Here is a 26,324-nt window from a genome sequence, read left to right as displayed (position 1 = left end):
ACAGAAAGGCAAGTATCATGCGCGTCTCCTACGAGTGGCTCAAGAGCATGGTTGACCTCCCCCAGGATCCCCAGGACCTGGTGAGGGAGTTCGTACGCACCGGTACGGAGGTCGAGTCCGTGGAGAGGGTCGGGGCCGAGATCACGGGCGTCGTCACCTCCCAGGTGCTGGAGAAGGTCCCGCACCCTAACTCCGACCACATGTACGTGTGCAAGATGGACGTGGGGTCCCACAACGTCGACGAGGACGGCAACCCCGTCCCGCTGCAGGTGGTCTGCGGCGCCCAGAACTTTGAGCAGGGCGACAAGACCGTGACGGCGCTCGTCGGCGCCACCCTTCCCGGCGGGGTGAAGATCAAGAAGGGCAAGCTACGCGGCATCGAGTCCCTTGGCATGAACTGCTCCAGCCGCGAGCTCGGCCTGGACGACGACCACAGCGGCATCATGATCCTCCCCAAGGACGCGCCCGTGGGCGTCGACTTCCTGGAGTGGAGGGGCCTCACCGACACCGTCATCGACTGCGAGATCACGCCCAACCGACCCGACTGCCTGAGCATGCTCGGCATGGCCACCGAGGTCTCCGCCATGCTCGACGAGGACGTTCACGCCGAGCTCCCCTCCATTGCGGAGGAGTCGGCGGACGCAGGGCGCACGGCGGACCTCGTCGACGTCACGATTGACGACCCCTCGCTCTGCCCGCGTTACACCGCCCGCGTGGTACGCAACGTGAAGATCGGCCCCAGCCCCGAGTGGCTGGCAAGGCGCGTGATGGCGGCGGGCTCCAGGCCCATCAACAACGTGGTCGACGTCACCAACTACGTCATGTACCTCACGGGGCAGCCGCTCCACGCCTTTGACCTGGGCAAGCTCTCCGAGCGCGACGGCAAGCGCCACATCGTCGTCCGCGCGGCGCGCGAGGGCGAGTCGATCGTGACCCTCGACGGCCAGGAGAGGGACCTCACGCCCGACATGGCGGTCATCACCGACGACGGGAGGACCCCGGTCGCCCTTGCAGGCGTGATGGGCGGCCAGAACTCCGAGATCGACGAGGGGACCGTCGACGTCCTGCTCGAGAGCGCTAGCTTCGAGAAGGGCCACATCTCCCGTACGAGCCGCAACCTCGACCTCATGAGCGAGGCCTCCATCCGCTACGAGCGCCAGGTCGACACCGCCCGCTGCGCCGATGTCTCCAACATAGCCGCCGCCCTCTTCGAGGCGTGCTGCGGCGCCCAGGTCTGCGAGGGCATGGTCGACGAGTACCCCGTTCCTGCGCTGCCCGCGACCATCAAGCTAAGGCCCGACCGGGTGCGCGCTCTCTGCGGGGCTCCCATCCAGACGTCGTTCATGGCGCAGAGGCTGCGCCGTCTTGGCTGCCAGGTGAGTGAGGGGGAGGGCGAGCACGACCCCATGACCGTGGTCGCGCCCACCAACCGTCACGACCTCACGCGCGAGATTGACCTTGTGGAGGAGGTCCTGCGCCTTTGGGGCGAGGGTGACGTGGAGCCGACGCTCCCCGCAGCGCGCAACCACGCTGGGGGCCTCTCCGTGGAGCAGCGCCGCACTCGCAAGATCTGTGCCACGCTGCGCTCCGCCGGCCTCAGCGAGACCAGCACGTACAACTTCGCCGACCCGCGCGACCTAGAGCGCCTGGGCATGCCCGAGCGCGGCAAGGGCATTCCGGTGAAGATCCTGCATCCCCTCGTCGCCGACCAGGGCGAGATGCGCCGCGACATGATCCCCGGGCTTCTCCGCTCCGTCGCCTACAACAAGGACCACGGCGTCCAGAACGTGCATCTGTACGAGCTGGGACGCGTCTTCTTTGGCCACGAGGGCAAGAGCCAGCCCGACGAGCCTACCTACGTCGCCGGCGTCATGAGCGGGCGCTGGGCCGATGACGCGTGGAACAAGAAGTACGCCAACCTCGACTTCTACGATGCCAAGGGCGTGGTCGAGACGTTGCTGGAGGCGCTCAGGATCACCAAGGTGCGCTTCCGCGTCGCCGATCCGGACGAGTACCCCTGGCTCCAGCCCGGTCGTGCCGCAGAGGTCCTCGCGCAGGGCGAGCTGCTGGGGTGGGTGGGCAACATCCACCCGCGGGCGCTCGGCAACTTTGGCATCGACGACCCGGTCGTCGCCTTCGAGCTCAGCGAGGCACCTCTCCTCAGGCTTGCCCAGGACGAGCTGCCCTACCAGGAGGTGCCCACGCTCCCCGGCGTCAAGATCGACCTCGCCCTGGTCGTGGACGAGTCCATGTCCTACGAGCAGGTGTCCCAGCGCATTAGGAGTGCGGGCGGCAAGCTGCTGGCGAGCGTCGAGCTCTTTGACGTCTACCGCGACGAGAAGCGCGTGGGGGCGGGCAAGAAGTCCATGGCGTTCTCGCTCGAGTACCGCGCCGCGGACCACACGCTCTCGTCCGAGGAGGTCGAGAGGGCGCACAACAAGCTGGTGACCAAGGTGATCAAGTCCACTGGCGGAGAGGTGCGCGGCTAGGCGGGATCCCAGGGCCCCTTCCCCCGGTCTGAAAAGCCTCGCGGGGGAGGGGCCGTCTTCTCTCCCCGCAACTGAAACGCATGGTAGGATAGGCCGTATGCCAAGCTGGAACATCCACATCGCACATGTCGAGGCGACCCTCCGCTCCGTGGGGGACCCGTCTGCCCTTGGCATTGGCGACCAGAACGCCTTCCTCTTTGGGAATTTCGTCCCCGACATCAACGTGGGTTACATGGTCAAGAACCCCGACCGCAGGATCGAGTACCGGGTCACGCATTTTGCGGATCCCGGCTTCATGCCCGAGCCGCACTACTGGGAGTTCTGGGAGCGCTACGCCCTTCCCTCCGCGGACGCGAATGGCAGGGTCTCGGACGCCACGCTGGGCGCGTGGTGCCACCTGGTGGCGGACAACCGCTACAACCACGCCGTCAACGCGCTTCTCCTTCGTCGCGGCCTCAAGCCGGGGGAGGACACCCGCATTCGCAAGCAGGGTGACTTCGACCTGTTTGGCAGGACGCTTCGTATAGGCATGACCTGTGAGCCCACGCCAAACCTGGTTCGGCAGGCGGCGGAGTTCCCCCAGTATGCGATAGACGTGCGCGACGCCCGAGCGGCCGTGGAGGTCGCCAACCAGATCGTGAGGAACAACTGGGTCAACCACTTCGACGGCGACCCCGTGTACAGGCTCCTCTCGTCCGACTTCTTTAGCACCGTCTTCGACGAGGTGCAGAACGTGATAGGGGAGGGACTCCTGGCCTACGCCCGCCAGGGGGCCGTGGCACCCGAGCTCCGAAGGGAGAGGGCGCATGCATAGGACCAAGGCCTCCACGCCAATCGACAAGTCAGCCGAGGGGGACCTGCTGTACGTGCAGGTCTCGGACTACGTGAGGGAGAAGATCTACTCCAAGGACTGGGGCGTCGACGAGCCCATCCCGTCGGAGCACGAGCTCATGAACATGCTCCACCTCTCGCGCGGCACGGTCCAGAAGGGCATCAGGCAGCTGGTGGACGAGGGGCTCCTCGTGCAGCAGCGCGGCCGTGGCACCTTCGTGGTGCAACCCGTCATGGCGCGGCCCTCCTCCAACCGGCTCCTCTCGTTTGGCGAGTCCATGAGCAGCCAGGGCATCAAGTACCAGACCCGGGTCATCGAGTGTCAGGTCAGGCCAGCCGGTCCGCTTTGCGCCGAGAACCTGCAGATTGGCGTGGGGGACGACTTCCTCTACCTCAGCAGGGTCCGTTACGTCAGCCGCCGCGCGGTCATGTTCATAGAGAGCCACCTCAACCTCGCCGCGTGCCCCGGGCTGGAGCAGAGCGACTTTGGCACCGAGAAGCTGTTCGCTGCCGTCGAGCGCACGAGCGGACATCAGATCGGCCGCTCCGAGATGGTCTACACCGCTCGTACCGCCGGCAAGGTGCGCGGTGGCTACCTGGAGTGCGACGAGCACGCCCCCGTCCTCGAGCTGGACCAGCTCGTGCGCCTGGACGACGGCACGCCGTTTGAGTGGGGGAGCGTGTGGCTCCCCGCAAACCGCTGCGTCATCTCCAGCGAGACCCAGCGCGCCTAGCGCCTGCGGTACCGGGCAAGCACGTCCCCAAACTCCTCCCTGCCGGCAACGTAGTCGGCAAAGGCCAGAAGCGGCTCCCTCCCGTGGAACGTCGCGCAGTTGCCGCACAGGTCGCAGTCTGACAGGCAGGGGAACCGCGCGCTCACGTAGGCGGAGCGCTCCTCCCTCGTCGACTCGCCGATCTTTGGTGCATCCATGGCACCACCCCCCAATCCGCCCCATTATGGCGCTCCCACACGTCGGACGGGGGAGAGGGGCGTGGCACCTCCGCCCCAACACGTTCCGTCGCCCGTGATGGTGGCGTGGCGGTCTCGTTTCGTCTTGTGTGGCGTGCCACCCACGGGGCGAAAGGGGGTACGAATAGAGAGGTACCAAACCACGGAGAAAGGACGTCCCATGGCACTTGACGGCAAGGTTGCGGACCTACTCAACACCCAGATCAACAAGGAGCTCTACTCGGCGTACCTGTACCTCACGTTCGCCGACTACTACGACGAGCGCGGGCTCAAGGGCTTTGCCAACTGGTACATGATCCAGGTTCAGGAGGAGGTCGCCCACGCCAAGATCCTGCGTCGCTACCTGCTCGACAACGATGTCAACGTGAAGATGCTCGCCATCGCCGAGCCCGACAAGACCTTCTCGAGCGACCTCGAGCCCCTTCAGGCTGGCCTGGAGCACGAGCGCTACATCACTAGCTGCATCAACGAGTGCTATGCGGCAGCCTATGACGTGCACGACTTCAAGACCATGCAGCTGCTCGACTGGTTCGTGAAGGAGCAGGGCGAGGAGGAGACCAACGCTTCTGACATGGTCAAGAACATGGAGCTGTTTGGCAGCGATCCCAAGGGACTCTACGACCTCGACCGCGAGTACCAGGCTCGCACCTTCGTCGCGCCCACGATGCCCATGTAAGGCATAGGCAGTTACTCGGGGCCCGGTTCGTCCGGGCCCCCTTCATGAGGGTCGACCTGATCGCCATGCCGACGAACCGTTCCAAGGGGGAAACATGAGCTGGTACGAGGAATCCGTCTTCTATCAAATCTATCCGCTTGGCCTCACGGGGGCGCCGTACCAGAACGACGGAACATCCGAGACCGTCCATAGGCTTGCCCAGCTCACGGCAAATGGCTGGGTGGATCAGATGGCCCGGCTCAATGCCAACGCGCTCATACTCAACCCCGTGTTCGAGAGCCAGAGTCACGGGTATGACACCGTCGACTACACCAAGGTCGACCGCAGGCTGGGTACAGGAGAGGACCTTCGCGCCTTCGTCGACGCCTGCCACAAGGCTGGCGTGAGGGTGCTTCTCGACGGCGTCTTCAACCACGTGGGAAGGGACTTCTGGGCCTTCCGAGACGTTCTAGAGAAGCGTGAGGCGAGCCCTTACGCGGGGTGGTTCTGCATCGACTGGGGTGGCAACGACCGTTGGGACGACCACCTCTCCTATGAGTGCTGGCAGGGGGTGGACGAGCTCGTGAAGCTCAACCACTCCAACTTTGACCTCAACGCATACCTCGCAGACGTCATCCGCGGCTGGGAGCGAGACTACGACATCGACGGTCTGCGCCTGGACGTTGCGTACTGCCTCGACCGCGGCTTCCTGGGGTACCTGCGCCAGATCGCTAACGAGCTGTCCGAGCGCCGGGGCCAGAAGTTCCTCCTCCTGGGCGAGACCATGTTTGGCGACTACCGCCAGTGGATGGGCGACGACCTCTGCGACACGGTCACAAACTACGAGGTGTACAAGGGGCTCTGGAGCTCGTTCAACTCGGCCAACATGCACGAGGTCGCCTACTCCCTCGACCGCCAGAGCGGTGACGCACCCTGGGACCTGTACACGGGGCTCCACCTGCTCGACTTCGCGGACAACCACGACGTCCCGCGCATCGCCACCAAGCTGGACGACAAGAGGCAGCTGGAGCCGCTCTACGGCCTCCTGTTTGGCATGCCGGGCGTCCCCTGCGTGTACTACGGCAGCGAGTGGGGGATAGAGGGCGAGCAGAACTACGGGGACCACGAGATCCGCCCCGCCCTCGACGCCCCGGAGTGGAACTCGCTCAGCGACTGGATTGCCTCCCTCGCACACGCGAGGAGGGGCTCCACGGCCCTCATGCTGGGTGACTACCGGCAGCTCCAGGTGGGTCCCACGGCACTCGTGTTTCAGCGCTCCTCCGCGGACCAGCGCGTGATTGTGGCGGTAAACGCCTCCGACGCGCCCCAGACGCTGCACTTCGACGCCGGGTGCGGCAGGGCGCGCGATCTCATCACGGGTGAGGACCACGACTTTGGTGGTGGCTCAGAGGTTCCCGCCTTCGGATGCAGGTACTGGCTCTGCGAGAGGTAGCGAGACAGGCACAGCCACGACGAGGAGGGGGGGCTTCCATCCAACGGTGGGAGCCCCCTCTCGCCTTGTCGCCCTTGCGGAGTGATGGACATAACAAACGGGGCTCCCGCGGAGATGCGGGAACCCCGTGTACTGTCTATCGGGCGGTCGTGCTACTGAATCTGGGCGACCATTGCCATGTTGGTCGAGGTGATGTAGTCACCCTGCGACGGGGAGGTCTGCGGGTCGCCCGCGGTGACGACGACGAGGTCGCCCTTGTTCGCGATGCCCTTCTCCTTGGCAACGGTGAGCGCGTTGTAGCAGGTTGCGGAGAGGGAGCCCTGCTCGGTGGTCTTGAACGCCTTCACGCCCCACTGGAAGCACGTCTTGCGGATGGCGTGGTTGGAGGGGGACATGGCGTAGATCGGGAGCTTGGGGCGGAAGTTAGAGATCAGGCGAGCGGTGCGGCCGGAGTGCGTGGGGCAGATGATGCACTTGGCGCCCACGCGATCGGCGACCTCGACGGCAGCCGCACCGATGGCGCTGTTGACGTTGCGCATGCCGCCACGGTCGTGGTACTCGGTGCGCTCGAGGAGGTACTTCTCCGTCTCGAGGCAGATGGACGCCATGGTCTGCACCGCCTGGACGGGGTACTTGCCCGCGGCCGTCTCGCCGGAGAGCATGACGCAGTCGGTGCCGTCGTAGATGGCGTTGGCGACGTCGCTGACCTCGGCGCGCGTCGGACGCGGGTTGCGGATCATGGAGTCGAGCATCTGCGTCGCGGTGATGACCGGCTTGTAGGCGTTGTTGCACTTGCGGATGATGGTCTTTTGGATGTGGGGGACCTCAGCCGCGGGGACCTCGACGCCCAGGTCGCCACGGGCGACCATGATGCCGTCGGAGACCGCCAGGATCTCGTCGAAGTTCTTCACGCCCATGGCGCTCTCGATCTTCGGGAAGATGTAGACGTTGCGCATGCCGTTCTCGGCGCAGAGGGTGCGAATCTCGTCGACTGCCTTGGCGTTGCGGATGAACGACGCGGAGATGGCGTCGATGCCCAGCTCGCAGCCAAACATGATGTCGGCACGGTCCTGCTCGGTGACGGAGGGAAGGCCGATCTCGACGTTGGGGACGTTTACGCCCTTCTTCTCGCCGATCTCGCCGCCGTTGGTGACGGTGCAATGCATGTCCTGGCCCTCGACGCCCGTGACCTCAAGGCCAACCAGGCCGTCGTCGATGAGGATAACGGAGCCCTTGGTGACCTCCTTGGGAAGGTCGAGGTAGTCGAGGGAGATGTGCTTGGCATTGCCGTGAAAGTCCTCGGTGGTGGGCTGGGCAGTGACCACGATCTCGTCGCCGGTGTTGACGGTGACCTTCTGGCCGCCCTCGAGTAGGCCGGTGCGGACCTCGGGACCCTTGGTGTCGAGCATGATGGCGACGGGGATGCCAAGCTCCTCGGAGATGCGGCGAACGCGCTCGATGTTCTTGCGGTGGTAGTCGTGGCTGCCGTGGCTGAAGTTGAACCTCGCCACGTTCATGCCGCTCTTGATGAGCTCCCTCAGTACGTCATCGCTCTCGGTCGCAGGGCCCATGGTGCAGACGATCTTGGTCCTCTTAGCTACCATTTCGTTCCTTCCTCATCGTATGGATTGGCGGCACGTCTCACTTTCGCGAGGCGGTCCGCCATGATGCGCATATGGCAGATGCCTTTCGAAGTATAGCCTGCCTCCCTTTTGGCTTTGTTGTTCAAACGTCATGTGAACGCAAGCCGAAACGAAAGACAGGCAGGGCGTCTCCCCCTAGCAGACCACGCTGCGGTCCACAAACTCCCCGCCCGTGGCGTAGGCCTTGGCGTTCTCGAGCGTGACCGTCGCAATCTGGCCAAGGGCCTCGCGCGTGAAGAACGCCTGGTGGGAGGTCATGACAACGTTGGGGAACGAGCAGAGGCGCGCGGGGATGGACTCAAACACCTCGCCGGCGCGGTCCTGGTACACGTTCTCGTTCTCCTCCTCGTACACGTCGAGGCCAGCGGCGCCGATCTTGCCAGAGAGGATGCCGCGGATGAGCGCCTGGGTGTCCACCAAGCCGCCGCGACCGGTGTTGACGAAGATGACGCCGTCCTTCATCTTGGCGATCGCCTCGTCGTTGATCATGTGGTGGCTCTCCTCGTTGAGGAAGGCGTGGAGGCTGATGAGGTCCGCCCTCTCGTACAGGGTGTCGTAGTCAACGTACTCGTCGATCACGTGCTCCTCGTCGACCAGCCTCTGGTTGGGGTACAGGTCGGCGCCCAGGACCGTCATGCCAAAGCCCTTGCAGATGCGGCAGAGCGCGGCGCCAATGCGGCCCGTGCCGATGATGCCCGCGGTCTTGCCGTGCAGGGTCTCGCCAACGAGGCCGGTGAGCGAGAAGTTGTTCTCGCGCACGCGGTTGTAGCCCTTGCAGATGCGGCGGTTGGCGGCCAGCGCGAGCGCCATGGCGTGTTCGGCGATCGCCTCGGGGGAGTAGGCCGGGACGCGGGTGACCTTCATGCCCAGACTCTTGGCAAACTCCACGTTCACGGCGTCAAAGCCCGCGCAGCGCATGAGGACGAGGCCCACGCCTAGGCCGCGCAGCACCTCGAGCGTCATGGCCGAGACGTCGGCGTTGACAAAGGCGCAGACGGCGTCGTAGCCCTGGGCCAGGGTCGCGGTCAGCGGGGTCAGGTTGGTCTCGGTGAAGTCGACCTTCAGCTCGGGGTACTTGGGAAGCTCCCTCTCAAACGAGTCCCTGTCGTAGCTCTTGGTGCCGTACACGAGGATTTTCATGAGATTCCCTTCGACTGCTCCGGTTCCTACAACTGCCTGCCTGATTCGATTACGTGGATATTTTAGCTCAGGGCAGATACGCCTACCACGCCTTTTGTCGATAGCGGACAAGTCAGGAGGACATGTATATCGATGAACGGTCAACCGTGTGCGCACGCGGGGGGGAGAGGACCGTCCCCCCTCGCCCGACTCTCGGATATCTGGCGCATGGGGGTCTGTGGAGTCCGTTTGGGTGGTATAAATACGCGTACGCAAGGCGTCTGGCATGGCAGCCTTGGTGAGCCCTTGCCCCTCCTGGGGAATTATTAGCGGGCATCAATCTGCCGGGCGCGAGAGGACTCTGACCCAGGAGGAACAATTGAAGGAATACCTGTCTCCCGTCGATGACGTTGTCAAGGGGGTCGCGACCGACGCAGACTCCGGCCTGTCCCAGGCAGAGGCGGCGCGCCGCCTCGAGAAGGACGGGCCCAACAAGCTCAAGGAGGCCGAGAAGACCCCCGTCATCGTGAGGTTCTTCCAGCAGATGGCCGATCCCATGATCATCATGCTGATTGTGGCGGCGGTCATCTCGGCCATCACGGGCATGGTGCAGGGCGAGGCGGACTTCGCCGACGTCATCATCATCTGCTTCGTCGTCATCGTCAACGCCGTCCTCGGCGTGGTGCAGGAGAGCAAGGCGGAGGAGGCGCTCGCTGCGCTCCAGGAGATGTCTGCCGCCCAGTCCAAGGTGGTGAGGGACGGAAGGATCGTCTCGGTCCACTCCTCCGAGCTCGTTGCGGGCGACGTCGTCATCCTCGAGGCGGGCGACGCCGTCCCGGCCGACTGCCGCATCATCGAGTGCGCCTCCATGAAGATCGAGGAGGCCGCGCTCACCGGCGAGTCCGTGCCCGTCGAGAAGCACGCCGACTCCCTCTCCCTGGCGGAGGGGCAGGACGACATCCCGCTCGGCGACCGCAAGAACATGTGCTACATGGGTTCCACGGTCGTGTACGGCCGTGGCCGCGCCGTCGTGGTCGCCTGCGGCATGGACACCGAGATGGGCAAGATCGCCGACGCCCTCTCGCAGGCCAAGGACGAGGAGACCCCGCTGCAGAAGAAGCTCGACGAGCTGTCGAGGGTCCTCTCCGTCGCGTGCATCATCATCTGCGCCCTCGTCTTCGTCGTGACCTGGCTCAAGCACGGCATGGGCTTCTTCTCCAACATCAACCTCGTGCTCAATACCTTCATGGTGGCCGTCTCGCTCGCCGTCGCGGCAATCCCCGAGGGCCTCGCCGCCGTCGTGACTATCGTGCTCTCCATCGGCGTCACCAAGATGAGCCAGCACAACGCCATCATCCGCAAGCTCACCGCCGTCGAGACCCTTGGATGCACCCAGCTTATCTGCTCGGACAAGACTGGCACACTCACCCAGAACAAGATGACCGTCGTGCGCCACGAGACCCAGAACATCGACTCCCTGGTTACCTGCATGGCCCTGTGCTCCGACGCCAAGTGGGACGACGCCGAGGGCAAGGCCGTGGGCGAGCCCACCGAGGCGGCCCTGGTTGCGGATGCCGCCAAGCGCGGCTTCACCTCCGCCGACCTCGACTCCGCCAACCCGCGCCTGGGGGAGGCCCCCTTCGACTCGGGCCGCAAGATGATGTCCGTCGTCAACCAGGACGTCAACGGCAGGATCGTCCAGCACACCAAGGGCGCTCCCGACGAGATCATCAAGCGCTGCACCAGCATCCTCACGTCCGACGGCGTGGTGCCCCTTACGGACGAGACCCGCGAGCTCATGCTCCGCAAGAACAAGGCCATGGCAGACGACGCGCTGCGCGTCATGGCCGCCGCCCGCCGCGTATGGGACCACGAGCCCGAGAGCTATGACGCCTCCTACCTGGAGCAGGACATGACGCTCATCGGCCTCTCCGGCATGATCGACCCCGTCCGGCCCGAGGTCAAGGGCGCCATCGGCGAGGCTCACAACGCCGGCATCAGGGTCGTCATGATCACGGGCGACCACATCGACACCGCCGTCGCCATCGCCCGCGAGCTCGGCATCATCAAGGACCGCTCCCAGGCGATCACCGGCGCGGAGCTGGACAAGATCTCCGACGAGGAGTTCATGGACAGGATCGAGGACTTTGGCGTGTACGCCCGCGTGCAGCCGGAGCACAAGGTCCGCATCGTCGACACCTGGAAGAAGAAGGGCAAGATCGTCGCCATGACCGGTGATGGCGTCAACGACGCGCCCTCCATCAAGCGCGCAGACATCGGCGTGGGCATGGGCATCACCGGCACCGACGTCACAAAGAACGTCGCCGACATGGTCCTTGCGGACGACAACTTCGCCACGATCGTCGAGGCCGTGGAGGAGGGCCGCAGGATCTACGACAACATCCGAAAGGCGATCGCGTTCCTGCTCTCGTCCAACCTCGCCGAGGTAATCTCGGTCTTCGTTGCCTCGCTGATCGGCTTCACCATCCTCGAGCCCACGCACCTGCTGTGGATCAACCTCATCACCGATTGCTTCCCCGCGCTCGCCATGGCCATGGAGGTCGCCGAGCCCGGCCTGATGAAGCGCAGCCCGCGTAACGCCGACGACGGCGTGTTCGCCGGAGGCATGTGGCTCGACTGCCTGGTCCAGGGCATCGTCATCGCAGCCCTCACGCTCATCTCCTACTTTGTGGGCCTCTCCATCGAGAACGTGCCCCTGTCCGACGTGATCTCCGGCGCCAACCTGGGCAGGGACGGCATGACCATGGCGTTCCTCACCCTCTCGATGGTCGAGATGTTCCACTCCTTCAACATGAGGAGCCGTCGCCAGTCCGTCTTCAAGCTCCCCACCCAGAACGTGTGGCTCTGGCTCGCGTTCGCCGGGTCCCTCGTCCTCACCTTCGTGGTGATCGAGACCCCGCTCTCCGTCGCCTTCGGCTTTGCCGAGATCAACGTAGGGGAGTACGCGATCGCGATGCTGCTTGCGGCCTGCATCATCCCCATCGTCGAGGCCTACAAGGCAATCATGAGGGCGGTCGAGAAGAGGCGCGCCTAGCGCGCTCGCGGGAGGTCCCATGGCGAGGAGGGCAAACAGGAAGGGCAGGGGCTCGCGTCCCGCCCGTCTGCGCGGGGAGGGCGTCGGCTCCCTTCCTGCGCTCTCCTCGCTCCAGGACCTTCCCACCCTAGGGGAGCTGCACGCCACTCCCCCTCAGTTTCGAGCGTTCGACGAGGCGTCATGCGACGCGGTGCGCGAGCTGGGGGAGGGCGCCTCTCCCGCAATCGGCTGCGTCGTGAGGCTCGACCGCGGGTATCCCGCCGTCGCGACCGAGGACGGCCTCGTCCGAGCGGAGTTTGCCGCGTCTCTCACCAAGGGCGAGTTCTCGCGTGTCGCCGTGGGCGACTGGGTGTGCGTCCTCGTCCCCCAGGGGCACGACATGGCCATCATCCGGCAGATCCTGCCGCGCGAGAGTGACATCGCGCGCTGGCGCGGCGGGTCCAGGGGAGAGAGGCAGACCCTCGCCGCAAACGTGGACACCGTCCTCGTGGCGCAGGCGCTCGGCGCATCGGGCGTGGACGTCAATCGCATCGCGCGGTCCGCTGTCATCGCCCTGGACTGCGGGGCGTCGGTCGCCGTCGTGCTCACCAAGGCCGACAGGGCGGGTGCCGACGGTCTAGCCCGTTCCATCTCGTCGGTCCGTGCGGTGCTGGGTGACCAGGTTCCCGTGGTCGCGTGCTGCGCGGGCGCGGATGAGGAGGACGGCGACCTTCCCAGCGTCGCGCTCGGCTCCGGTGCCGGATGGGGGACGGAGGGCGTTCGCGCCCTCGTGCCACCCGGCAGCATCGCCATCGTCCTCGGGGAGTCCGGTGCCGGCAAGTCCACGCTTCTCAACGCGCTCCTGGGGCACGAGGTGCTCCAGACGGGGTCGGTCAGGGCGTCTGACGATGCGGGCAGGCATACCACGGTGGCACGTCGGATGGTCTCGCTTCCCAACGCCGGCGTCATCGTCGACGAGCCGGGCCTGCGCAGCCTCCCGCTGATCGGGCACGAGCGCGGCCTGGCAAAGCTGTTCCCCCGCGTGGCGCAGGCGGCCGGAGAGTGTCGCTTCCGCGACTGCACCCACACGCACGAGCCCGGGTGCGCCGTGCGAGACCTCGCCGACTCGGGGGAGGTCCCTCCGGAGCGCGTCGAGACGTACGTCTCCCTTGCCTCCGAGATGCGTGCCTCGGCTGCGGAGCTGGATCCCGACGTGACCCTCTAGCGACGCTTGCGGGTCGCTGGCCACGCGTTGGCATATCCGAACAGGCGCGTTCGGTCGCCCGCAGCTGCGGGCAACGTATGCACAACCTAGCTGCGGGGCTATTTCAGAAGGTGTCCCGATGCCGCCTCCCCAGACGGGAGAATCGCCCATGTGGGCAATTCGAACGCTTCTGGGGAGGTCACTTATGTCTCTGCGCTTCAGGTTGGCGCTGTCGACGGCGTGCGCCGTCCTTGCCGCCCTGTTGTTCGTCGTGTACGCGGGGCACGTCCGTGCCGAGGCGGACTCTGTTCGCGAGGAGGCTGCGGCGCGCTTTGGCGGTGACGTCGTGAGCCTCGTCGTGGCAACCAAGAACCTCAAGGCGGGGGACGAGGTCAGCAAGGCAAACGTCCGCGAGAGGGGCTGGGTCTCGTCCCTCGCCCCCGAGGGGGCGATCACCAGCCTCGACGTGGTCATGGGGAGCAAGGTCGCCATTCCCGTGGCAAAGAACGCCCCGCTCACCAAGACCAGCTTCGAGGACCCCTCTCCCATGGTCCAGGTTCCCTCCGGGTACGTTGCCGTGAGCATCCCCACGTCCGAGAGGGTTGGCGTCACGAGCGGCGTTCCCGCCGGGGCATCGCTCACCGCCTACCAGCTCGGCGACTCCGGGGCCAAGGTCATCGCCCGTGGCCTCAGGGTCCTCTCGTCCACGCAGGAGGGGTCGCTGGGGATGGACTCCCGCGAGCTGACCCTCGCGGTGAGGCCGGAGGACGTGGAGCGAGTCCTCTCCGCCAGCACCAGGGGAGACCTACGGCTCGTGCTGCCCTCCGAGGACATCGCGGCAGGCAAGGCGGACCAGGCCACCTCTGCCCCCGAGCAACGGGAGCAGGGCGAGGACGTCGCCTCCGCGGACTCAAAGGCGTCCGCCGGGGGATCTGGCGACCAGGGGGGCGAGGGACGATGACGGAGCTGTGGATCGGATGCTGCTCCCGGGGCTCGCGGCGCGACCTCGCACGCGCGCTCGATTCCGTGTCGCCGCTCGCGACTCTGGTGTTCGCGGCGGACGCAGCGGATCTTAGGAGGAGGTTCGAGGACGAGGAGCCCAACACGGTGGGTGCCGTGGTCGGGCTTACCGAGGACGGCATCTCCGACGTTAACGTCGCCGCTGCCGTCGCGCACGACGGCAGGGCATCCGAGGTCCTGCTCGTCACGCGCGAGGCGAGTGGGTCGCTCCGATCAAGGGCAAGGCAGGCAGGCATCACCCGCGTGGTCGAGATCCCGCGGCGCGTCGAGCCCGTCCGGGAGGAGGGGGCTCCCATCAGCCAGGCGCGGGGGCGCGTCGAGTCGGACGTCACCTCCGCCCGGACGGGGTTGGGAGGGGGAGAGGCACGGACCGCCGAGGTCGCATCCCCCTCCGCTGGCATAGCGCGTCCCGACGTCACGAGCGAGCGCCTGACGCCTCTCTCCTCAAGCGAGGAGGCAGTGTTTCCCGGCGGTGGGCCCATCCTATGCCTCTCCTCCGGGAGGGGTGGGGTGGGAAAGACCACCATCGCTGCATGCTGTGCTGTTGCGGCGGCGTCCTGGGGAATGCAGGTCGCCCTGGTCGACCTGGACCTGTCGTGCGGTGACCTCTGCTCTCGCTTTGGCATCGGGTCGCCGTCCGACCTCGCGCGACTTGGCGGGGAGCCCACCGCCGAGCAGATGGGGCGGCTCGGAATCAGGTGTGCCGAGGGCGTCTCCCTCTGGGGTCCCTGCGACCGGCCCGAGATGGCGGAGCGCGTCGCGCCGGTCGTCCCCACGCTCCTCAACTACCTGTCCTCGCGCCACGACCTCGTGGTGGTGGACACGTCGACCACGTTCTGCGAGGCGACGGCACGAGCGGCGCAGGTGGCAGACCGTGTCCTCCTCGTCCACGACGGCGCGCGCGGGTCGCTCGCCTCGCTCGGCAGGGCGAGTGCGCTCGCGGTGAGGCTGGGAGTCGCCAGGACGCGCATGGTGCGCGTGCAGAACATGGCGGACCCAAGGGCCCGGTTTGAGCCCGCGCTCGGAAGGGCGGAGGCGGGCCTTGAGGGTGCACGGGCGTTCATGGTCGCCGACGGGGGCGAGGCGGGCGAGGAGCTCCTCGACGCCGGCGAGGTGGAGGATCTCATGGGCGAGAGGGGCGACCTCGCGGAGTCGGTCTCCTACCTCGTTGCGCAGATCCTCTCGGAGCTGGGGAGCCTCCCCGACTGCGAGGACGCACGGCGCGCGCTCGAGGCGAGGCCGGGGAGGCGAAGGGGCCTGTTCGGCAGGAGAAGGGAGGCGGAGTGATGTCGGTTCTCGAGCTTGTCATGGATCAGGAGGGTGCAGCGACGCCAGCGGAGCGGGTTGCGGCGGCGGAGGGCGGGGGTCTCTCGCCCAACAGGGCACGGGAGCTCAGGGAGGTCCTCAAGCACGAGCTGGTCGAGAGGCTGGGGCTCGAGGCGGTGGCATCCATCGCCGCCTCGCGTGACCCGCAGAAGTCTCGCGGCGAGCTTGCCGTGGCCTGCCGAGCCATCCTCAACGGCGGACAATTTGCGTCCCTCTCGCCCGAGGAGGGGGAGCGGCTGGTTTCTCAGGTGCTCGACGACGTGTGCGGGCTCGGACCCCTGCAGCGCCTCCTCGACGACGAGAGCGTCACCGAGGTCATGGTAAACGGGAAGGACGCCCTGTTCTTCGAACGGGACGGCACCATCCACCCCGCAGAGACGGTCTTCGACTCCGACGAGCAGATCCTCATGGTCGTGGACCGCATCCTCGCGCCGCTGGGGCGAAGGTTCGACCGCAGCTGCCCCATCGTGAACGCGCGCCTCAAGAACGGGGACCGCGTGAACGCCGTGGCCCCTCCCGTCGCCATCGATGGGCCCATGGTGACCATACGCAAGTTCTCCAACCGCATCACGTCGATGGCGCGCCTGGTGGAGCTGGGGTCGCTCCCGCCCTGGTACGCGACGCTGCTCAGCTGGGCAGTGAGGCTGCGCCAGGACATCGCCGTGGCTGGGGGCACGGGGTCGGGCAAGACCACGCTCCTCAACGCGCTCTCGTGCGAGGTCCCCCTGGGGGAGAGGATCGTGACGATCGAGGACTCGGCGGAGCTCAGGTTTGACAGCCATCCCGACGTCGTGCGGCTCGAGGCGCGCACGGCGTCCATCGAGGGCTCGGGCGAGATCACCATCAGGGACCTCGTGAAGAACGCGCTCCGCATGCGGCCCGACCGCATCGTGGTCGGCGAGGTCAGGGGAGAGGAGGCGGTTGACATGCTCCAGGCCATGAACACGGGGCACGACGGTTCACTCACGACATTGCACGCCGGGACGCCCGACGAGGCGGTCCTGCGGCTGGTGCTGATGTCGCGCTTTGGGATGGACCTCCCCACCGACATCATCGAGGAGCAGGTAGCGACCGCCCTCGACCTGCTGGTCATGAGCCAGAGGTTCCCCGACGGCAGGCGCTACATCACCTCGCTCTCCACCGTAGGCAGGGCGGAGGGCGGCGGGGTCAGCCTGGGCGAGGTCGTCTCGTTCGACGAGGGTTCGCGGTCCTGGCACCTGGTAGGCGAGCCGGGCTTTGTCCAGAGGGCGTTGGACGAGGGCACACTCGAAGGCGGGGAGGTGGGGGAGTGGAGGCGCTCTGTGTGCTAGCGGTGGCACTGCTCGCATGGGTGACTCCGTTTACCCTGCTTGGCGGAGTCCTGTCGAGGCCCCATGGCTCCGGGGGCATCGCCAGGAGGGCGAGGCGCGCCCTCAAACCGCTCCTGCTGGCCCTGGGGAGGGGCCGCCTCGTTCGTCTCCTCCTGAGAAACGAGTCGTGGGAGGGCGCCTCCCGCGCGATTGCAGTGAGGTTTGCGGTGACCGAAGAGCTTGCCGACGACGAGGGAGGCTGCGCCGCCCTGGTTGCGGGAACCGCTGCGCTGGCTGTGCTCCTCTCACTCGCCTCCCGATCCCTGGCGGGGTTCCCCGTCGCCGTTGCCGTGGTGGGGTCGTCGGTCCCGGCGTGGTGGTCATCCAAGAAACGGGAGAGGCGACGCGAGCTCTCGCGGGCGATGCCAGGGGTGTTCAGGACGCTCGCGATGGCGATGGGGTCGGGGGAGACCCTCTCGCAGGCGGTGTCCTACCTCGGGAGCCACGAGCGCGGGGCGGCGGGCGAGGCGTTCTCGCGCGCGTCGCTCAGGCTGAGCTGCGGCGAGTCGGTGGAGGAGGTCATGGCGGCCCTCCCCAGGGAGCTCGACGCCCCGGGGGTCGCCCTTCTCGCCACCTCGCTTGCGATCTCTCAGCGAACGGGGAGCCCGCTCAGGGGACTCTTTGAGTACTCCGCGCGACTGGTCGAGAGGCAGGGGGAGTTCGAGCGCCTCCTGATGGTGAAGACCGCCCAGGTGAGGTTGTCGGTGCGCATCGTCTGCGCGATGCCCATCGCGATGATCCTCACGCTCTCGCTCATATCCCCTGACTTTCAGAGGGGGCTCACGCAACCCGTGGGAATCGCCTCGGTAGCGATCGCCGCCCTCATGGACCTCGCGGCGCTCGCCATAATCCGGCGGCTCATGAGGGGTGTCCTGTGATGGGGGCCATGGAAGCGTGCCTGGCGACCGCGGCGGCGGGTTCCGTGTTCCTGGGGACGATGGGACTCACCTCGGGGCACGCCCGTCGCGTACGGGAGACTACCCCCGGCTGGATGTCCGGGATTGCCGAGTCGGCGGCGACGATTCCCGTCGTCAGGGAGTCGAGGCGGCGTGCGGAGCTCGACAGGAGGCGTTCCGCGTGCCTGCGCGAGCTGCCCGGGCTCATCGACGTCCTGACACTCGGCCTCATGGCGGGGCTCTCGTTTGACGCCTCGCTCGAGCTGTACCTCTCGCGTTACGACACCGAGCTTTCGGCTGCCTTTGGCGAGGCGATGACCTCATGGCGCATGGGGATCTCCGGCAGGGGCGAGGCGCTGGAGGCGCTTGCGGGGCAGATGGGGGTCTCGGCGCTGGGGAGCTTTGCCTCGATCGTGTCTCAGGCGCTCGAGTTTGGCTCTCCGCTCGCGGACGCGCTCGAGGCGCAGGCACAGGTGATCCGTGACGAGCAGAGGTCCGAGTTGGAGGAGGAGATCGAGCGCGTTCCGGTGAAGATGCTCGTCCCTCTGGGGACGCTCATCGTCCCGGCGATGCTCCTCGCAATTCTGGGCCCGCTCCTCAGCTCGTCGCTGGGGACGGTCTAGCCGGAGGCGACATCGGTGCGGATGAAAGGAGAGGGAATGGGAGAGGAACGGTGCGGGGTTCGAAGGAGGGCCGTCGCGTTGCTGCGCGACTGCAGCGGGCAGGGGACCACGGAGTACGCGATCCTGGTGGGCGTTCTCGTGGTCATCGCGATCGTCGCGTTCAAGGGGAAGGTCCAGGAGCTCTGGACCGCCATCGCGGACGGCATGAACAGCCTCTGAGGGTTGTCGTGATCCCGCTCTGCCTCGCTGCCCTCATCGCCCTCCCCTCTGCCGTGGGGAGGGTGCAGGTGGAACGGGCGGATGGAGGGGAGAGCGGGACGGCGGGGGTGCCGTCGGACTCGGGGGACGAGGGCTCATGGCCCACGAGCCACGGAGGCGCGGGGCACGACGGAACGCCTCTCCCACACGGCAGGGACGTCCCCTCCCCCCTTCCCGTGGAGCAGAGCGCGGCTGAGCTGCTCGCAGAGTACGAGTGCCTGGGGACGTGTGTGCTCGTGCGTGCCGGATACCTCGACCTGCTAGGGGAGGTCTGGTGCTGCGTGGTGCAGGGAGACGGTTGGGTCGACGTCTGCGAGGTGCGCCCCGCGGAGGGCGGCGGGAGCCTGGTCACCAGGAGAAGGCTCGACTCGCGCGAGTGGGCGGAGCGATGCCCGGTTGGGAGGACGGATGGCTAGGGGAGACGGGAGGGGCGATCTTGATGGGACACGAGCCTCCCTGCGCCTGCTGTGGTCGCAGGGAGGGCAATCGACGCTCGAGTACGCGCTCGTGCTGGGGTCGCTGCTCGCGTCCGTCCTCGCTCTCGCCTCGGTGTGGCAGGCGGGCGGCGACGGGAGCTTGCAGCGCGTTGCCCTCGAGGCGGCCTCGCACGTCTTGGGGGCTGGCGGCTCGCAGGGGCTGCGTGACGTCCTCCTGTTCTAGTGAGAGGGGCTCGTCGCTCGGGCAGTCGAGCGTGGAGGCGGCGGTTCTCCTTCCCGCCCTCATGCTCGTCCTCGCGCTCCTCCTGGAGCCCGCCTGCCTTCTCTACACGCGGGCGGTCATGCTCTCCGCCGCGTCCGAGACCGCCCGCGCGATTCTCACCGACTACGACGGGGAGTTGGAAGACTGCAGGGAGTTCGCGCTGCGTCGACTCGCGGCGGTGCCCGAGGTCCCCCTCCTCCACGTTGGGGGGAGGGCGGACTGGGAGGTGTCCCCATCGCTCGATGGCGGGAGGGCGAGCGTCCAGATAAGGGGGCATGCGAGGCCCCTCCCGCTCATGGGGGCGATGGGCGCCCTTGCGGGGATGTGCGACGGGGAGGGGGTGGTCCTGTCCGTCAGGGTCGAGGAGGACCTGCGGCCAGGCTGGTTGGGAGGGACGTATGAGGAGTGGCAGGAGATGTGGGGATAGGGGAGGAGCCGCGCGCCCTCGCGGCAGGCTTGGGCTCGGGACCTTCCTGGACGACGAGGGAGGGTACACCACGGTGGCGGTCGCGGTGGCTCTGCTCATGAGCCTCGTCCTGACGTTTGGAACCGCCGCGGCGGCGTGGAGCCTGTCTCGCTCGGCAGACGTCCAGGAGGTCGCAGACGCAGTCGCGCTGGCCGGCTCCAACGTGGTGGCGGGATACGCGACCGTCGCGCAGGTGATGGACGCCTGCGTCCTGAGCATGGGGCTGCTGGGGAGCATGGTGTGCGCCGTCGGTCTGGTCGTCGCCGCGATCCCGGTGGTGAGCAAGGCTGCGCCGGCGATCCTTCGGGAGGGGAGGAAGATCCTCGACGCGAGGAAGTCGTTCGCGCGCTCGTCTGCGCGCGGGCTCCAGCGCCTCGAGAGGGCGATCCCCTCCCTCGTTATGGCGAACTCCGCCTCGTGCGCGAGGGCGAGCTCGGCGGGTGGCATCCCCTACTCGGGCGTGGCGGTCCCGCTCCCGCGACAGGGGAAGTCGGACTTCTCCTCGCTGGACGATGGGCTGGGGGGAGAGGAGCTTGAGCGGCGCGGCCAGAGGATCGCCGAGGCGTCTGCGAGGAAGCGCGATGCCGACGAGCGCGCGTTGAGGGAGCGTGAGAGGGCGTGGCGCGCGGACAACGTGGACGACCCGCTCTGCATGCGGAGCAGGGCTGCCTCGCTGGCCGGACTCCCCGCGGCGCAGAACCCCGCCTACCCGTCACCGGAGGCATGGGAGTTCGAGTACTCCCGGGTGAGGGCGTGCAACTACTACCTGGCACGCTGGGAGGCGGAGCCGTGTGCCGGCAACGGTCCCGACGAGCTGCAGCGCTCGTGCGCCCGCAAGGAGTTCTATCGGTACGCGCACCACAAGATCTCGAAGGCGACCTGCGTTGACGGACCGGACGAGGTCAAGATCGACCTCCCCGAGCTCCCGCACAACCGCGACATGGTGAGGGGGACCGAGCTCTACACCGACGTGGTCTGGCCCTGCACGCTCGAGGAGGGTGGGATAACGCTGCACTGCTCGCTCTTGTGCCCCGGAGCCACGGGTCCTTCCGCGGGCAATGCCTCGCTCGCGGAGGAGGAGGGCGGCGGGGTGCTGAGGTGCGAGGTGTGCAAGATGGACGCCAAGGCGATGGGCAACGTCGCAAACGCCAGCACCAACATCCCCAATGGGTTCGAGCACTACTGGAGGATCGTCGTGGAGGCGTCCCGCTCCTACCAGAGGGCGCGCGAGGAATCCATCGCCGCGGAGCGGGACATGCGCGACGCAGCAGAGGAGGGGAGGGGGACGTTTCGCACGGCCATCGACCTGCTGTCGGTCCCGCGCCCCAGGCTCGTGCCACCCGGGGCGTACGGATGCGTCTCGGTCGTGCGGCGCGGGGCTTCCGTCCCGGTCCCCTCGGAGCTCACCGCGGCGTTCCTCTCCCAGGCCGAGCTGCCCGAGGGCTGCGCCATCGCGGGGGCGACCCTCGCGCCAGACGACTCCACCGACGGGAGCGACGTCCTCTCCTCGGTGTACGAGGGGGTCACGCGGGGACGCGGCGGCCTCGTGCTGGACTTCGCCGGAGACGTGGTCGGTGCATGGGGCAGGCTGCTCGTCTCGTATGGCTCGTCCTACGAGTCCGCGTCGCGCGTCGCCGAGGACATGCTCGATGGCATCGGTCCCGTCTTTGGCGAGAGGGTCGCCTCGTGGCTCAGGTCCGAGCTCTCCGCGGCCGTTCGCGATGCAGGGTTCGAGCCGGCGGACATGCGGGTCGTGAAGCCGGTGCTGGTCAACAGCCAAGAGGTGATGGACAGGGCGGGTCTCGCAAAGGGCGAGCAGGTCAGGAGGGCAATCGAGTCGATCCCGGCAAGCCCGGGCGAGCTCGAGGAGAGGATGGAGGCAGAGGTGAGGTCCATGCTCGGGGAGGGCGAGGTCGTCCTGGCGGAGGTTCCCATCCCCGGGATGGGCGAGAGCGGCGTCCCTCTCGTCCTCGACCTCTCCACCCTCGGGGGTGCGGCATGAGGGGGCTGGCTGCGGGCTCCTCGCCGGGTAGGCGTGACGCATTCGGCGAGTCGGGGCAGATGACTGTGGAGATGGCGGTCCTCATGCCGGTCACGATCGTGGTGGCGCTGGTTGCCTACAACCTTGTCCGGTTCGTTGGTGCCTGCGCGTTGTTCGACCGTGCCGCAGCCGACTGCGTCATCGCCCATGGCGTCTCTCCCTCCGAGGGCGGGGGAGACGGGCCAGACGTCGAGTCGGTGCGGGCGGCGCTCGAGGGAGCGCTCCCAAGCGAGTCCTGCGAGGTGTCGGTCGAGGCGGAGGGATCCGGTTCCGCTGCGTCTCCGTCGGGGGCGGTGACGTTTCCCCTCTCCCCCTCGCTCACGACCTTCACCTGCACGCTGAGATATCGGCCGTGGCCGTCGTCATTCGTCCTTGCGGGCGTGGGGTTCTCGCCCCCGCTCGCGCTCGTGCACGAGCGTTCCGTCGTCGTTGACTGTCACAGACCGGGGGTGGTGGTGTAGATGGCATGCGAGGGTTGGGTCCTGGACGTCGTCGACCTGGGAGGCAGGAGGGTCGGGAGGTTCTGGGTCAGGGGAGGCGTCGTGGGGAGGCTGAGGGGGCTCCTGGGCACGGGGGACGACGCGGACCCCATCGCCCTCCTGGGGTGCGGCTCGATTCACACCCATGGGATGAGGTATTCCATCGACGTCGCGTTCGTGTCCGGGGACGGGAGGGTGTTGCTCGCCGCGAGGGGCGTCTTGCCCGGAAACGTCGTCAGCTGTCCCGGCGCCCGGACGGTGCTGGAGCGACCGAGTCGCGACGGGTGGTGGCCAGTCGTCGGCGACGTCGTAGAGCTGCGCCTGCTGAGGGGGAGCAGAGTCGGAGGGTCCGCCCCTCTCGCCTGTCCCGAGTCCTGCGGAAGGGAGTGAGATGGAGACCAAGACCTGCCCGTGCTGCGGGATGGAGCTGTTCTCCGACATGGACGTGTGCTATGGCTGCATGTACGACTTCGCCAGGGAGCCGACGGGCGAGCCTGCCCCCGACCCGCTGGCGATGGACCTGGACGAGCCGGACATCCCACGGCCTCCCGATCCGGTCCCGGGTGCCGTGGGCGAGGCGGGTGACACCCTCGTGCTGGGGGAGGGGTGCCGGCTTTCCCCGCGGGGCATGTCGATCGGACTCCGCGGCAACGACCTCGAAGTGACGATTCCCTTGCCAGACGGAGGGATCACGGTGGGGAGCCTCCCGGCAAACGATGTCGTCCTCCATTCGAGGGCGGTCGCGGGGCGGCAGCTGCGCATCTCCCCCTGCCTTGGTGGTGCGCTCGTGGAGGACGGGGGCTCGGAGAACCCGGCGACGCTCAGGGGGAGGTACGTGTCGTCTCTCGCCAAGATGACCCCCGGCGACGTGCTGGATGTGTGCGGGACCAAGATCACGCTCGTGTGCCCGCCCGTGGCGTGATGGCTGCGGCGTCGCACGGGGGCCTCTGGTAGACTTTTGTGTGCATGCGAATAGGCCCTGCGATGCGTGGACGACGAAGCGCTCGCACCCGGAAGGGAGCGGTTATGACCCTGCAACCTGCGATTAGAAGGCTGCGCCCCGCGTTCGCCGCCCTCATCGCGATGACCCTGGCCCTCGTCCTGCTCCCATCCCTGGCGTGGGCGGACGGCGACTACTCCATAGACAGCGTCGACATCGACGCGACGGTCGCCTCTGACGGGTCCGTCTCGGTGAGGGAGACCCGCGAGTTCAACTTTGACGGCTCGTTCCACGGGGTGTACTGGGACATCCCTACGGGGGACGAGGACTCGGGAATAGGGACCACCATCGGGCAGGTGGGCCTGCAGGAGGGGGACCAGTTCATCCCGTTCGCCGAGTCGGGCAGCGGCGAGGACGGCACGTACACCGTCACCCGCGAGGACGGCTACCTCGAGGTCAAGATCTACTCCGCCCACGAGGACGAGTCGGCGAGCTTCACGGTCAACTACACCGATACCAACCTCGCCACCAGGTGGGAGGACACTGGCGAGCTCTACTGGAAGTTCGTCTCGGATGGATGGCAGGTGGAGTCGCAGAACGTCACCTGCTCCATCCACCTTCCCGTTCCCTCCGGCACCACGGTGGTCCCTGGCAGCAACGTCAGGGCATGGGGGCACGGCCCGCTGGACGCCTACGTGGACGTGGGCACCACGGGGACGGTTACCTACAGCGTTCCCGGGGTGGGGACCTCCGAGTATGCCGAGGCGCGCATCGTATTCCCGCAGGAATGGCTCTCGCAGGAGGCCGTCACCCAGCAAAAGAGGCTCGACACGGTCCTCTCCGAGGAGCAGCAGTGGGCGGACGAGGCAAACGCACAGCGCGAGCGTGCCCGACTCATGGGCTACGTCGCCCTCGCGGTCTTCGTGGCTGCCGGGGTGGCCTCCGTCGTGGTAGCGGTCCTTCGCAGGAGGAAGTACGTCCGCGACCACACCGCGCAGTTCGACGACAAGTACTTCCGCGACGTGCCCACCAAGGACCATCCTGCGGTTCTGGGTGCGCTCCTCAACGGGGGAAAGCCCACGCAGGACGACTTCACGGCATCCCTCATGCGCCTGAGCGACCTTGGCCTGGTCAAGCTCGAGCAGGTCAAGCTCACGAAGAAGCGGATTCTGCTGGGCGAGAAGACCGTGGACGACTATCGCCTCACCCGTCTCGATGGCCCCGCGAGGGAGCAGGTGGACAAGAAGTCCGCCCGGATTGACGACGCGGTGCTCGACTTCCTCTTCGAGACCGTCGCATCCAACGTGGACGGGGCAAAGCCGCACTCGGACGAGCTCTACTTCTCCGATATCGAATCGGTTGCCAAGGATAATCCCGAGCTCTTCTCGGAGAAGTACACGGACTGGGAGGACACCGTCGAGGGCGTTGCGATTCAGCGTGGGTTCTACATCGATCCCAAGGCAACGAGCAAGACTCCCTGCATCGCCCTGTTCGTTCTGGACGCGTTGCTCGCCATCATCGACTTCTTCCTCATGGTGATCGAGACCGTGACCGTTGGGGTGGGGATGATCTCGCTGCTGGCCCTCGCGGTCGGTGCCATTGCGTCGATACTCGCCATAAAGGGGATGAAGGATCTCTCCCCCGAGGCAATCGAGACAACCGCCAAGCTCGAGGCCCTGCGCAGGTGGCTCAAGGACTTCACCCGGCTGGAGGAGGCCGTGCCCAGGGACGTGGTCTTGTGGAACCGCCTCCTGGTGATGGCCGTGGTCCTGGGGGTCGCCGACGAGGTCGTGAAGCAGCTCAAGGTCGCGGTTCCCGAGGTCGTGAGCGACCCCGGCTTCATGCCCGTGTATGGGTGGTACTACTACAGCCCGTCCATCGGGACGCCCGCGACGGTCTTTGCCAACGCCGCGGCTTCCGCTCACAAGGTCACCGCGGCTGCCCTCTCCGAGTCATCCAATAGCTCGGGCGGCGGCTTTGGTGGAGGGTTCTCCGGCGGTGGCGGCGGAGGCTTTGGCGGCGGAGGCGGAGGAGGTGCCTTCTGATGCGAGGGATAGTGAGCATCGGCGACGTCGTGGAGATGAACAAGGTTCTACAGGGCCAGGGGATACCCGTCTACGTCCATCTCCATGACACGTGTGGGAGCCAGTTCTTCACCTTCGGCCCTCCAAAGGGGAGTGACATCCAGGAGGTGTCGCGGCAGTCCCTCGAGGCAGCACGGGAGAAGGTGGGGGAGTTCCTCTCCTTCAAGGGAGTTAGGGCCGAGTTTTCCGAAGACGGCAAGTCGTTCTGGACTGTATGACCCTGATTCCGGGGGCGGTGCGTCGAAGGCAGTTTGTTGGGTGAGAAGAAAAATCTAGAATCTGGTTGACGCCCCTCGAATCTTTGTTATATTAAACAAGCTTGCTTTGCAGGCACTTCGGCTGGGTAGCTCAGTTGGTAGAGCAGGGGACTGAAAATCCCCGTGTCAGGGGTTCGATTCCCTTCCCCGCCACCATGAAAAAGTGCAGGTCAGAGGCTATGTTCTCTGGCCTGCTTTTCTTTAGAGCGGACGTCGGCCACGGACTCTGTAGGCACCGTCGGACTTGCGCGTATCAGAGACGTACTCGTCCCACAGCTCCTGCAGAGATAGGCCAAGGTAGTCGGCGATTACCTTGGCGCGGTCTACCGTCGGCATGTGTATCTCGCGCGAGGAAACGAGCCTCGAAATATAGGATTTTCCGAACCTCGAGTAGTTGGCCAGCCCCTGCTGGGTCAGGCCCCTCGCCCTCAACAATCTTAGAACCGTCGGGCCGAAGTCCAGGTCCTCCCTGTCGTACACGAAGGCAC

Annotated in this window: 26 protein-coding genes and 1 tRNA gene; 23 read left to right on the top strand and 4 right to left on the bottom strand. The window is 66.7% G+C overall.

What is annotated here, in order from left to right; genetic code table 11:
* The first annotated feature begins 17 nt into the window (after window positions 1-17).
* From pheT to FYJ68_RS06215, 3 genes are all read left to right on the top strand, one after another.
* Entirely contained in the window at window positions 18-2,489 is a 2,472-nt protein-coding gene (pheT, locus tag FYJ68_RS06225; RefSeq protein ID WP_154435098.1) for a phenylalanine--tRNA ligase subunit beta, read from the top strand.
* 97 nt (window positions 2,490-2,586) lie between these two features.
* A complete protein-coding gene (locus FYJ68_RS06220) occupies window positions 2,587-3,303 on the top strand; it encodes a zinc dependent phospholipase C family protein (protein ID WP_154435096.1) in 717 nt (238 codons plus the stop codon).
* Window positions 3,296-4,054 carry a GntR family transcriptional regulator gene (locus tag FYJ68_RS06215; RefSeq protein ID WP_154435094.1) on the top strand — a complete coding sequence of 253 codons (759 nt, stop codon included), beginning with the start codon at window positions 3,296-3,298 and terminating at the stop codon, window positions 4,052-4,054. Before FYJ68_RS06220 ends, FYJ68_RS06215 begins: the two co-directional genes overlap by 8 nt.
* Here FYJ68_RS06215 and FYJ68_RS06210 read toward each other — a convergent pair.
* Window positions 4,051-4,251 carry a hypothetical protein gene (locus FYJ68_RS06210; protein WP_154435092.1) on the bottom strand — a complete coding sequence of 67 codons (201 nt, stop codon included), beginning with the start codon at window positions 4,249-4,251 and terminating at the stop codon, window positions 4,051-4,053. The two genes, FYJ68_RS06215 and FYJ68_RS06210, sit on opposite strands and share 4 nt — an antisense overlap.
* Before the next feature lie 199 nt (window positions 4,252-4,450).
* On the opposite strand from FYJ68_RS06210, the gene FYJ68_RS06205 reads away from it, so the two are divergent.
* A complete protein-coding gene (locus FYJ68_RS06205; RefSeq protein WP_154435090.1) occupies window positions 4,451-4,966 on the top strand; it encodes a ferritin in 516 nt (171 codons plus the stop codon).
* A 94-nt stretch (window positions 4,967-5,060) separates the two neighbouring features.
* Window positions 5,061-6,398, top strand: a complete 1,338-nt coding sequence (locus FYJ68_RS06200) for an alpha-amylase family glycosyl hydrolase (RefSeq protein ID WP_154435088.1) — start codon at window positions 5,061-5,063, stop codon at window positions 6,396-6,398.
* Between the two features lie 152 nt (window positions 6,399-6,550).
* Here FYJ68_RS06200 and pyk read toward each other — a convergent pair whose 3' ends face one another.
* Entirely contained in the window at window positions 6,551-8,002 is a 1,452-nt protein-coding gene (gene pyk, locus FYJ68_RS06195) for a pyruvate kinase (protein WP_154435086.1), read from the bottom strand.
* Between the two features lie 174 nt (window positions 8,003-8,176).
* On the bottom strand, window positions 8,177-9,181 hold the full coding sequence (locus FYJ68_RS06190; RefSeq protein ID WP_154435084.1) for a 2-hydroxyacid dehydrogenase: 1,005 nt from the start codon (window positions 9,179-9,181) through the stop codon (window positions 8,177-8,179).
* A gap of 358 nt (window positions 9,182-9,539) precedes the next feature.
* On the opposite strand from FYJ68_RS06190, the gene FYJ68_RS06185 reads away from it, so the two are divergent.
* From FYJ68_RS06185 to FYJ68_RS06105, 18 genes are all read left to right on the top strand, one after another.
* Window positions 9,540-12,215 carry a cation-translocating P-type ATPase gene (locus tag FYJ68_RS06185; RefSeq protein WP_154435082.1) on the top strand — a complete coding sequence of 892 codons (2,676 nt, stop codon included), beginning with the start codon at window positions 9,540-9,542 and terminating at the stop codon, window positions 12,213-12,215.
* A 19-nt stretch (window positions 12,216-12,234) separates the two neighbouring features.
* Window positions 12,235-13,419 (top strand): ribosome small subunit-dependent GTPase A, encoded by a 1,185-nt coding sequence (gene rsgA / locus FYJ68_RS06180; RefSeq protein ID WP_154435080.1) that lies wholly within the window; start codon window positions 12,235-12,237, stop codon window positions 13,417-13,419.
* A gap of 184 nt (window positions 13,420-13,603) precedes the next feature.
* On the top strand, window positions 13,604-14,359 hold the full coding sequence (gene cpaB, locus FYJ68_RS06175) for a Flp pilus assembly protein CpaB (RefSeq protein ID WP_195837739.1): 756 nt from the start codon (window positions 13,604-13,606) through the stop codon (window positions 14,357-14,359).
* Window positions 14,356-15,705 (top strand): P-loop NTPase, encoded by a 1,350-nt coding sequence (locus tag FYJ68_RS06170; protein WP_154435076.1) that lies wholly within the window; start codon window positions 14,356-14,358, stop codon window positions 15,703-15,705. The genes cpaB and FYJ68_RS06170 overlap by 4 nt, the downstream gene beginning before the upstream one ends.
* On the top strand, window positions 15,705-17,054 hold the full coding sequence (locus tag FYJ68_RS06165) for a CpaF family protein (protein ID WP_154435074.1): 1,350 nt from the start codon (window positions 15,705-15,707) through the stop codon (window positions 17,052-17,054). The genes FYJ68_RS06170 and FYJ68_RS06165 overlap by 1 nt, the downstream gene beginning before the upstream one ends.
* Window positions 17,033-17,971: a type II secretion system F family protein gene (locus FYJ68_RS10485; RefSeq protein ID WP_154435072.1), complete on the top strand. Its 939-nt coding sequence runs from the start codon at window positions 17,033-17,035 to the stop codon at window positions 17,969-17,971. The genes FYJ68_RS06165 and FYJ68_RS10485 overlap by 22 nt, the downstream gene beginning before the upstream one ends.
* Entirely contained in the window at window positions 17,971-18,612 is a 642-nt protein-coding gene (locus tag FYJ68_RS06155; protein WP_229772076.1) for a type II secretion system F family protein, read from the top strand. The genes FYJ68_RS10485 and FYJ68_RS06155 overlap by 1 nt, the downstream gene beginning before the upstream one ends.
* 36 nt (window positions 18,613-18,648) lie before the next feature.
* Window positions 18,649-18,831: a Flp family type IVb pilin gene (locus tag FYJ68_RS06150; RefSeq protein ID WP_154435070.1), complete on the top strand. Its 183-nt coding sequence runs from the start codon at window positions 18,649-18,651 to the stop codon at window positions 18,829-18,831.
* A gap of 68 nt (window positions 18,832-18,899) precedes the next feature.
* Window positions 18,900-19,286, top strand: a complete 387-nt coding sequence (locus FYJ68_RS06145; RefSeq protein ID WP_154435068.1) for a hypothetical protein — start codon at window positions 18,900-18,902, stop codon at window positions 19,284-19,286.
* Window positions 19,279-19,530: a hypothetical protein gene (locus tag FYJ68_RS10195; protein WP_229772075.1), complete on the top strand. Its 252-nt coding sequence runs from the start codon at window positions 19,279-19,281 to the stop codon at window positions 19,528-19,530. The genes FYJ68_RS06145 and FYJ68_RS10195 overlap by 8 nt, the downstream gene beginning before the upstream one ends.
* A complete protein-coding gene (locus tag FYJ68_RS10190) occupies window positions 19,511-19,996 on the top strand; it encodes a TadE/TadG family type IV pilus assembly protein (protein WP_326832248.1) in 486 nt (161 codons plus the stop codon). The genes FYJ68_RS10195 and FYJ68_RS10190 overlap by 20 nt, the downstream gene beginning before the upstream one ends.
* Window positions 19,968-22,037 carry a TadE/TadG family type IV pilus assembly protein gene (locus tag FYJ68_RS06135; protein ID WP_154435064.1) on the top strand — a complete coding sequence of 690 codons (2,070 nt, stop codon included), beginning with the start codon at window positions 19,968-19,970 and terminating at the stop codon, window positions 22,035-22,037. The genes FYJ68_RS10190 and FYJ68_RS06135 overlap by 29 nt, the downstream gene beginning before the upstream one ends.
* Window positions 22,034-22,537 carry a hypothetical protein gene (locus tag FYJ68_RS06130; protein WP_229772074.1) on the top strand — a complete coding sequence of 168 codons (504 nt, stop codon included), beginning with the start codon at window positions 22,034-22,036 and terminating at the stop codon, window positions 22,535-22,537. Before FYJ68_RS06135 ends, FYJ68_RS06130 begins: the two co-directional genes overlap by 4 nt.
* Complete coding sequence (locus tag FYJ68_RS06125; protein WP_154435062.1) at window positions 22,538-22,945, top strand: DUF192 domain-containing protein; 408 nt, start codon at window positions 22,538-22,540, stop codon at window positions 22,943-22,945. It abuts the gene before it with no gap.
* A 1-nt stretch (window position 22,946) separates the two neighbouring features.
* Entirely contained in the window at window positions 22,947-23,477 is a 531-nt protein-coding gene (locus FYJ68_RS06120) for an FHA domain-containing protein (protein ID WP_154435060.1), read from the top strand.
* 104 nt (window positions 23,478-23,581) lie between these two features.
* Complete coding sequence (locus FYJ68_RS06115; RefSeq protein ID WP_154435058.1) at window positions 23,582-25,540, top strand: DUF2207 domain-containing protein; 1,959 nt, start codon at window positions 23,582-23,584, stop codon at window positions 25,538-25,540.
* A gap of 11 nt (window positions 25,541-25,551) precedes the next feature.
* Entirely contained in the window at window positions 25,552-25,797 is a 246-nt protein-coding gene (locus FYJ68_RS06110; protein ID WP_154435056.1) for an RDAC family protein, read from the top strand.
* Window positions 25,798-25,916: 119 nt separating this feature from the next.
* Window positions 25,917-25,992, top strand: a tRNA-Phe gene (locus tag FYJ68_RS06105).
* Window positions 25,993-26,037: 45 nt separating this feature from the next.
* Here the strand turns inward: FYJ68_RS06105 and FYJ68_RS06100 are convergent.
* Window positions 26,038-26,316 carry a helix-turn-helix domain-containing protein gene (locus FYJ68_RS06100; RefSeq protein WP_195837738.1) on the bottom strand — a complete coding sequence of 93 codons (279 nt, stop codon included), beginning with the start codon at window positions 26,314-26,316 and terminating at the stop codon, window positions 26,038-26,040.
* Between the last annotated feature and the right edge of the window lie 8 nt (window positions 26,317-26,324).

Source organism: Olsenella porci, from assembly GCF_009695875.1.
GTDB lineage: Bacteria > Actinomycetota > Coriobacteriia > Coriobacteriales > Atopobiaceae > Olsenella_H > Olsenella_H porci.
This window is presented reverse-complemented; position numbering and strand designations above follow the sequence as displayed.